This window comes from Providencia sp. PROV261, assembly GCF_028477945.1.
GTDB classification, from domain to species: domain Bacteria; phylum Pseudomonadota; class Gammaproteobacteria; order Enterobacterales; family Enterobacteriaceae; genus Providencia; species Providencia stuartii.
Genome location: NZ_JAMPMC010000109.1, coordinates 1 through 1,051 on the forward strand (window position 1 = coordinate 1; position 1,051 = coordinate 1,051).

Below are 1,051 nucleotides of genomic sequence, written 5' to 3' on the forward strand. Positions count from 1 at the left end.
TAGATCCGTTAATATCAAAAAACTTTGGTATGGAAGCCACCTTTGTGCTTGATAACAATGCACCAGCGACTTTTGATGGCGGCTATGAAAAAAAATCAGGAGATATAAATGAGCAGTTAATATTATTTCCGTTGATTAGCGAGCGATTTATAGGGGGGTATGTCAAACAATTTTGGTTAATAGCTAAATATGAAACTATGACCTATAAAGTAATAAACACTCAAAATATCAATATAAATATTGATTATAGATCTAACATAAAAAGTTACTGGGTTGGGGCAAAAAAGAAAGGCGAAGATTCTTTTTTAAAGTATCCAAATGGCGATGTTATTCTTAATTCTGAAGTTGAACCTGAGTATAAAAAACTACTTGAAATATCAGAATCCATGATCCAAAAATAAAAACACTAACTTATACACATTATATGGGTGTAATATTTTTATATGAAATGTAAAACACTCCCCATTATTACCTCTTTGCTTTCTTTGTTGTTTATGTCTGATGCACTTGCTTTAAAAACGTACTCAAATGAGCAGAGAAATATTAACAAACAGAACGCTTATATAATTACCAGTGATATTTTTTATGGTCCCGTAAAATCTGTAAAAGCCATACACACGAGACCTGAAAATAAATACGGTAAAACCGATAATGGAACAAGAGTATATCAATTCTCAGATTGTAATGAGCTGACTGAATTCAGCTGGAAATCTCAAAGAGTCATATCACCGTCGGATTCTGTAACCTTTGTTTCAGACGGGGAATTAATTGGCAGTAATCCTTACCATGTTAAAGCTGTCTCTGACTTCAGTGCCTCCAGTAACTCCAGCTATACCAATGCCAGCTTATTTTATTACACTGATAGCAATGGGCGGATTATCAAAAATGAGGAAATAGTTCTGACTAAAAACAGAGTCTTTTCTGATGCCGATGAAGAAAATAAACGCCGTGAATTGTCAGAAAATTCAGACGATACTTTTTCTGTTTCAGTTATTAACTGGAATAATGGACTTATTAATAACAGGGTTGTGTCCACTCCCCCTAAAATAAT

The 1,051-nt window shown here is 33.5% G+C and carries 2 pseudogenes; both read left to right on the forward strand.

Annotated elements, in window-relative coordinates:
• A pseudogene (locus tag PR675_RS20900) lies at window positions 1-401 on the forward strand (hypothetical protein); the annotation flags it as partial.
• A gap of 42 nt (window positions 402-443) precedes the next feature.
• Window positions 444-1,051, forward strand: a pseudogene (locus tag PR675_RS20905) (hypothetical protein); the annotation flags it as partial.